Source organism: Intrasporangium sp., assembly GCF_039812505.1.
In the GTDB taxonomy this organism is placed as follows: Bacteria; Actinomycetota; Actinomycetes; order Actinomycetales; family Dermatophilaceae; genus Intrasporangium_A.
On sequence record NZ_JBDIAQ010000172.1, the window covers coordinates 1 to 6,966 of the forward strand.

Below are 6,966 nucleotides of genomic sequence, written 5' to 3' on the forward strand. Positions count from 1 at the left end.
TCCGTCTATCTTCCGTCTATCTTCAAGTGGCCTCCCCTGAGCGGGTCGGCACAGAAACGGATGGCGTGCAGGCGCACGACACCCAAGGATCAACTTTACGGCACGCGCACGCTCAGGAGAAATCGCGGTTGGTCACCGGGCGGCCGCGGACCCGCCCCGCGTCGCCCTGCCTCGCTCCCAGATCGTGGCGGCAAGGTAGCCCGAGCCGGTCAGGGCCGCCCCGACCCAGACCGCCGCCAGCACTGCACCGGTGCTCGCGATGGCGGCGCTGGCCACGACGCCGCCGATCACGCTGCCGGCGTTGGCGCACAGGGAGTTCATCGAAGAGCCGAGCTGCGGGTTGCTCGGCACCGCGCGCATGAGCCGCACCTGGACGAAGGGGGTGACCGACCCGGCGGTCGCCCCGATCAGGGCAAAGCCCGGATACACCAGAACGGGCCACCGCACTGCGCCCGCCAGTGCCGCGAACCCCAGCACCGCGGTCAGCGCCGAGAACGCCGCCGCCGCCGCCCAGCTGCGGTCGGCGATCGCGCCCCCGGCATAGTTGCCGACGGTCATGCCGATCCCCATCGCGGCCATGACCAGAGCCACGGATGCCACGGGCAGCCCGGCCACCGTGGTGATGATCGACGCCGCGAAGGTCAGCACCGAGAACAGGCCGGCGTTGACGAAGGCGTAGACCGTGATCGTGCCGAGCAGAGGCCTGCTCACCAGGGGGCGAAGCGCGCGGTGCAAGGGCGACCGTGGCGCCCGGTCGGGGCCGTGCCCGCTCAGCGACCAGGCACTGCCGACGGCGGCGACGGCGAACACCCCGGCGATCGACAGGTAGCTCACCCGCCAGCCGAGGGACTGGCCGAGCCAGGTCCCGACGGGAGCCCCGACGACGTTGGCGATGGTGAGCCCCCCGAGCACGACCGCGACGCCGCGCGCGGCGTGGCGGGAACCGAGCAGCCCGGCGGCGACGATCGCGGCCACCCCGAAGTAGGAGGCATGCGGCAGGGGCGCCAGGATGCGGAGGACGACGACCGAACCGAAGCTCGGCATCAGCGCCATCGTGGCGGTGAGGACCGCCATGGCCAGCAACGAACCCGCGACGAACCGGCCCTGCCGGAACCGTGGTGACAGGGCGCCGAGGACGGGCGCGCCGAGCACGACCCCCAGCGCATACCCCCAGACGAAGACCGACATGGCGGCCACCGCGTCGGCGTGGCTGCGGGCGTAGCCGGCGGGGTCGAACTCGGCCGCGACCTCGGGCAGGATGCCCATCGCGACGAACTCGGTGCATCCGATGGCGAAGCCGCCCACGGTGAGCGACGCGAGCGCGACGGCCCCGCCCGCGCCGCGGGCGAACCGACCGGGGGACCGGCCGGGGGAACCCGGGACGGGATCGGTGCCCGCGCTCACCACGACCGACGCACGACGCCGGCGGCGGAGCGCTCGCCCCGATGACCGCCCGCAGTGCTGCGACGACGGGGGCTCACGGCGGCATCCACCTCTTCACCGTACGGAGGCGTCGCGCGACGTCGACAACCGGGTCAGCCGCGAGGCCATCAGCGGGCCGGCACGAGGCCACCACTGGCGAGCGCCGCAGCGACATGCCTAGAGTTGCGAGCAGGACCCGACGCGAGGAGCGCATCATGACGATGGACAGTTTCGGCACGCTCGACACGCTGACCGTGGGAGGCGACTCCTGGCGGATCCGACGCCTCGACCGGATCGAGGGAACCGAGCGGCTGCCCTACAGTCTGAAGGTCCTGCTCGAGAACCTGCTGCGCAACGAGGACGGACGCCTGGTCACGACCGAGCAGATCCAGGCCATGGCGGCCTGGGAGCCGTCCGCGACCCCGAGCTCCGAGATCCAGTTCACCCCGGCCCGGGTCCTCATGCAGGACTTCACCGGCGTGCCGTGCGTCGTCGACCTCGTCGCGATGCGCGACGCCATGGTCGAGCTGGGCGGCGACCCGCAGAAGATCAACCCGCTCATCCCGACCGAGCTGGTCATCGACCACTCGGTCATCGTCGACGCCTTCGCCCGGCCGGATGCCTCCCGGATCAACGCCGACCTCGAGTTCACGCGGAACAAGGAGCGCTACCAGCTGCTCCGGTGGGCGCAGCAGGCCTTCCGCGACTTCAAGGTCGTCCCGCCCGACACCGGCATCTGCCACCAGGTCAACCTCGAGCACCTGTCCCGGGTGGTGTTCACCCGCGACAGCGACGAGGGCCCGTTGGCCTACCCGGACACCCTCGTCGGCACCGACTCGCACACCCCGATGGTCAACGGCCTGGGCGTGCTCGGCTGGGGCGTCGGCGGCATCGAGGCCGAGGCGGCCATGCTCGGCCAGCCGATGAGCATGCTCATCCCGCAGGTCGTCGGGCTCAAGCTGCACGGCGAGCTGCCGCCCGGCACGACCGCGACCGACCTCGTGCTCACGGTCGCCGAGCTGCTGCGCCAGACCGGGGTGGTCGGCCGCTTCGTCGAGTTCTTCGGGCCCGGCGTCGCCAACGTGCCGCTCGCCAACCGGGCGACCATCGGCAACATGAGCCCCGAGTACGGCTCCACCGCCACGATGTTCCCCATCGACGACGAGACACTCAGCTACATGCGCCTCACCGGACGCTCCGAGGACCACGTTCGCCTGGTCGAGACCTACGCCAAGGAACAGGGCATGTGGCTCGACCCGAGCCGCGAGCCGGAGTTCAGCACCGTCGTCGAGCTCGACCTGGGCACCATCGAGCCGTCCATCGCCGGCCCGAAGCGGCCGCAGGACCGCATCCCCCTGCGGGTCGCCCCGCGCACGGTCAGCGGGCTGCTGTCCGGACAGACCTACGAGCAGGCCATCTCGGTCGGGCTCGACGAGGCCGAGGAGGAGTCGTTCCCGGCCAGCGACCCGATCGCCGTGAGCGCGGCCAAGGACAGCGACCTGCCGCGGCAGCCCTTCGACGACGGGCTCGAGCACGAGATGCTCTCCAACCCGGTCGAGGTCACGCTCGCCGACGGCACGACGACCACCGTCGACCACGGGCACGCGGTCATCGCCGCGATCACCTCGTGCACCAACACCTCCAACCCGTCGGTCATGGTCGGCGCCGGCCTGCTGGCCAAGAACGCCGTCGAGAAGGGCCTGAAGAGCCAGCCATGGGTCAAGACGTCGCTGGCGCCGGGGTCCCGGGTGGTCACCGACTACCTCGACAAGGCGGGTCTGACCCCGTACCTCGAGAAGCTGGGCTTCGGCCTGGTCGGCTACGGCTGCACGACCTGCATCGGCAACTCCGGGCCGCTGATCCCGGAGGTCAGTGCGGCGGTCACCGAACACGACCTGACCGCCTGTTCGGTGCTCTCGGGCAACCGCAACTTCGAGGGGCGGATCCACCCCGAGGTCAAGATGAACTTCCTGGCCTCCCCGCCGCTCGTGATCGCCTACGCCCTGGCCGGCACGCTCGGGACCAACCTCATGACCGAGCCACTCGGCAAGGACGGCGACGGCAACGACGTATACCTTCGCGACATCTGGCCGAGCGAGCACGAGGTCGAGCAGCTGATCGGCGAGTCACTGGAGTCGAGCATGTTCCGCGAGGGCTACGCGGACCTCTACGCCGGCGACGACAACTGGCGGGGCCTCCCGGTGCCCGCCGGGGACCGGTTCGAGTGGGACCCGAGCTCGACCTACGTGCGCCAGCCACCGTACTTCGACGGGATGACCCGCGAGCCGTCCCCGGTCACCGACATCGCGGGCGCGCGTGTGATGGCCCTGCTCGGCGACTCGGTCACGACCGACCACATCAGCCCGGCGGGTGCCTTCAAGACCGACTCCCCGGCCGGCCAGTACCTGACCGGTCACGGCCTGGAACGCAGGGACTTCAACTCCTACGGGTCACGCCGCGGCAACCACGAGGTGATGATCCGCGGGACGTTCGCCAACATCCGGCTGCGCAACCAGCTGGCCCCCGGCACCGAGGGCGGGTTCACCCGTGACTTCACCCAGGCCGGCGGCCCCGTCACGACCATCTTCGACGCCGCGACCCACTACGCCGCGGCCGGCACGCCGCTGGTGGTCGTCGCCGGCAAGGAGTACGGGTCGGGCTCGTCGCGCGACTGGGCCGCCAAGGGCACCACGCTGCTCGGTGTGCGCGCCGTGATCGCCGTGTCCTACGAGCGGATCCACCGCTCCAACCTCATCGGCATGGGCGTACTGCCGCTGCAGTTCGAGGACGGCACCAACGCCGGGACCCTGGGGCTCGACGGCACCGAGACCTTCTCGGTCGTCGGGCTCGCCGGCAGTGACCCGCTCCCCCGCACCGTCACGGTGCGGGCCGACAAGGACGGCGCCACCACGGAGTTCGCCGCGACCGTGCGCATCGACACCCCGGCCGAGGAGGCCTACTACCGCCACGGCGGCATCCTCACCTACGTCCTGCGCCAGCTGCTCGGACCCACCGAGTAACCCGCGCAGGTCCCTGCGCCGCGGCCGCTCGGTCACCGGCCGGCCGCGGCGTCGTACGAACACAAGGAGGAAGAACCCGCATGACCCATGACCTGTTCCCCGCCGCGACCGCCGAGGTCGGCCGGCACCGGGCCGAGCTCGCGCCGGAGATCAACGACGCGTGGAACGCGTTCAGCAGGGCGGTCTTCTCACCGGGGGCCCTCGACGAGAAGACGAAGCAGCTGATCGCCGTCGCGGTCGCCCACACCACGCAGTGCCCCTACTGCATCACCGGCCACACCAAGCTCGCCACCCGCAAGGGGGCCTCCCAGCAGGAGATCATGGAGGCGATCTGGGTCGCGGCGGAGATGCGCGCCGGCGGAGCCTACGCGCACTCCACGATCGCGCTCGACGTGCTCGACCGGGTGGCCCCGCACGAGCACACCTCGCCGAACGGCTCCTCGTCGTGAGCGCTGGCCAGGAACGGCTCTCGATCAAGGACACCGTCCCCGAGGCGTATGCCGCCGTGCTCGGCATGGAGCGCTTCATCCACTCGCAGGGGCTGGCGCCCGGCCTGATCCACCTGGTCAAGATCCGGGCCTCGCAGCTCAACGGGTGCGCCTTCTGCCTGTCGATGCACCACCACGAGGCGCGACAGGACGGTGAGAAGCAGTCCCGGCTCGACATGCTCTCGGCCTGGCGCGAGGCGGCCTTCCTCTACACCGAACAGGAGCAGGCCGCGCTGCGTCTCACCGAGGAGGTCACCCTGATCGGTGAGCACGGCGTCTCGGACGACGTGTGGGCCGCGGTGACGGCTACGTTCACGCAGCGGGACATCGTGACCCTGATCATGGCGATCGTGACGATCAACGTGTGGAACCGGCTGGCGGTGACGATCCACCAGACCCCCGACCTGCACGACGACTGACCGGGTGGCGGTCCGATCGCGCTGCGGTTCCGTCGTAGCTGCGGTCACCCGTCGGTCCGGTCGTGGCTGCGGTCTCTCGCATCATCCGTCGGTCAGATCACACCCAGGGCGAAGGTGGCCTCGGCGAGCTGGACGAAGGACGAGGTGTTGGCACCGACGATGTAGTTGCCCGGGGCTCCGTACTCGTCGGCGCTGGCCGCGCACCGCTCGTGGATGCCCCGCATGATGCCGGCCAGCCGCTCCTCGGTGTACTCGTGCGTCCACCGGTCTCGAGAGGCATTCTGCTGCATCTCCAGGGCCGAGGTCGCCACCCCGCCGGCATTGGCCGCCTTCCCGGGGGCGAAGAGGACGTCGGCGTCGAGGAAGATGCGGGTCGCGGCCGGCGTGGAGGGCATGTTGGCTCCCTCCACCACGGCCTGGACGCCGTTCTTGACCAGCGTGATCGCGGCCTGGTCGTCGAGCTCGTTCTCGGTCGCGCACGGCAGAGCAATGTCGCACTCAATGTTCCAGATGCTGCCGTCGGCGACGAAGGAGGCACCCGCGCGCCGGTCCGCGTAGCTGCTGATGCGGCCTCGCTCGACCTCCTTGACGGCCTTGAGCAGGTCGAGGTCGAGACCGGCGTCGTCGACCACGTACCCACCGGAGTCCGAGCACGCCACGACGGTCGCGCCGAGCTGCTGAGCCTTCTCGGCGGCGTAGATTGCCACGTTGCCGGAGCCCGACACCACCACCCGCTTGCCGTCGAACGAGTCACCCCGGGCGTGCAGCATCTCGTCGCCGAAGAACACGGCGCCATACCCGGTGGCCTCCTTGCGGACCAGGGAGCCGCCCCAACCGAGACCCTTGCCGGTCAGGACGCCGGACTCGTAGCGGTTGGTGATGCGTTTGTACTGCCCGAACAGGAATCCGATCTCGCGAGCACCCACGCCGATGTCGCCGGCGGGCACGTCCGTGTACTCGCCGATGTGGCGGTAGAGCTCGGTCATGAAGGACTGGCAGAAGGTCATGACCTCACGGTCGCTGCGGCCCTTCGGGTCGAAGTCACTGCCCCCCTTCCCGCCGCCGATGGGCATGCCGGTCAGGGCGTTCTTGAAGGTCTGCTCGAACCCGAGGAACTTGATGGTCCCCAGGTAGACGGTCGGGTGGAAGCGCAGCCCGCCCTTGTATGGCCCGAGCACCGAGCTGAACTCGACCCGGAAGCCGCGGTTGATCTCGACCTCGCCGCGGTCGTTGACCCACGGCACACGGAAGATGATCTGCCGCTCGGGCTCGCAGAGCCGCTCGAGGATCTTGGTCTGCGCGAACTCGGGGTACTTCCGCGCGACCGGAGCCAGGGACTCGAAGACCTCGAGGACCGCCTGGTGGAACTCCTGCTCGCCCGGGTTCCGCCGCAGCACGACCTCGTACAGCTCCTGCAACTGCGGGGTCAACTCGGTTGTCGCGGTCATCGGAGGACCTCCTTGGGGTCGTCGTAACGGACGCGATTCTGCCAAGCGACCCCCGCCCCCCGCAGATGCGGTCACGAGCCGGACGTTGCCGGGGCATGTGCCGGGCGCGGTCCTGGTCAAGGACAAGCGCAAGGACGACAGCGTCGACCTCGTCATCGGCAACGCGTGG

At 70.2% G+C, this 6,966-nt stretch carries 5 protein-coding genes; 3 read left to right on the forward strand and 2 right to left on the reverse strand.

From position 1 onward, the window contains the following. Nucleotides 1-132: 132 nt before the first annotated feature. On the reverse strand, nucleotides 133-1,404 hold the full coding sequence (locus WMI84_RS15995) for an MFS transporter (protein ID WP_347354772.1): 1,272 nt from the start codon (nucleotides 1,402-1,404) through the stop codon (nucleotides 133-135). A 230-nt stretch (nucleotides 1,405-1,634) separates the two neighbouring features. On the opposite strand from WMI84_RS15995, the gene acnA reads away from it, so the two are divergent. The 3 genes from acnA (at nucleotide 1,635) to WMI84_RS16010 (ending at nucleotide 5,349) form a co-directional block, all read left to right on the forward strand. Next, a complete protein-coding gene (acnA, locus tag WMI84_RS16000) occupies nucleotides 1,635-4,442 on the forward strand; it encodes an aconitate hydratase AcnA (protein WP_347354775.1) in 2,808 nt (935 codons plus the stop codon). An 80-nt stretch (nucleotides 4,443-4,522) separates the two neighbouring features. Further along, nucleotides 4,523-4,891 (forward strand): carboxymuconolactone decarboxylase family protein, encoded by a 369-nt coding sequence (locus tag WMI84_RS16005; RefSeq protein ID WP_347354773.1) that lies wholly within the window; start codon nucleotides 4,523-4,525, stop codon nucleotides 4,889-4,891. Continuing rightward, nucleotides 4,888-5,349, forward strand: coding sequence for a carboxymuconolactone decarboxylase family protein (locus WMI84_RS16010; protein WP_347354774.1), 462 nt, complete (start codon nucleotides 4,888-4,890; stop codon nucleotides 5,347-5,349). The genes WMI84_RS16005 and WMI84_RS16010 overlap by 4 nt, the downstream gene beginning before the upstream one ends. Before the next feature lie 92 nt (nucleotides 5,350-5,441). On the opposite strand, the gene gdhA is transcribed toward WMI84_RS16010, so the two are convergent. Next, nucleotides 5,442-6,779, reverse strand: a complete 1,338-nt coding sequence (gene gdhA / locus WMI84_RS16015; RefSeq protein ID WP_347354776.1) for an NADP-specific glutamate dehydrogenase — start codon at nucleotides 6,777-6,779, stop codon at nucleotides 5,442-5,444. Between the last annotated feature and the right edge of the window lie 187 nt (nucleotides 6,780-6,966).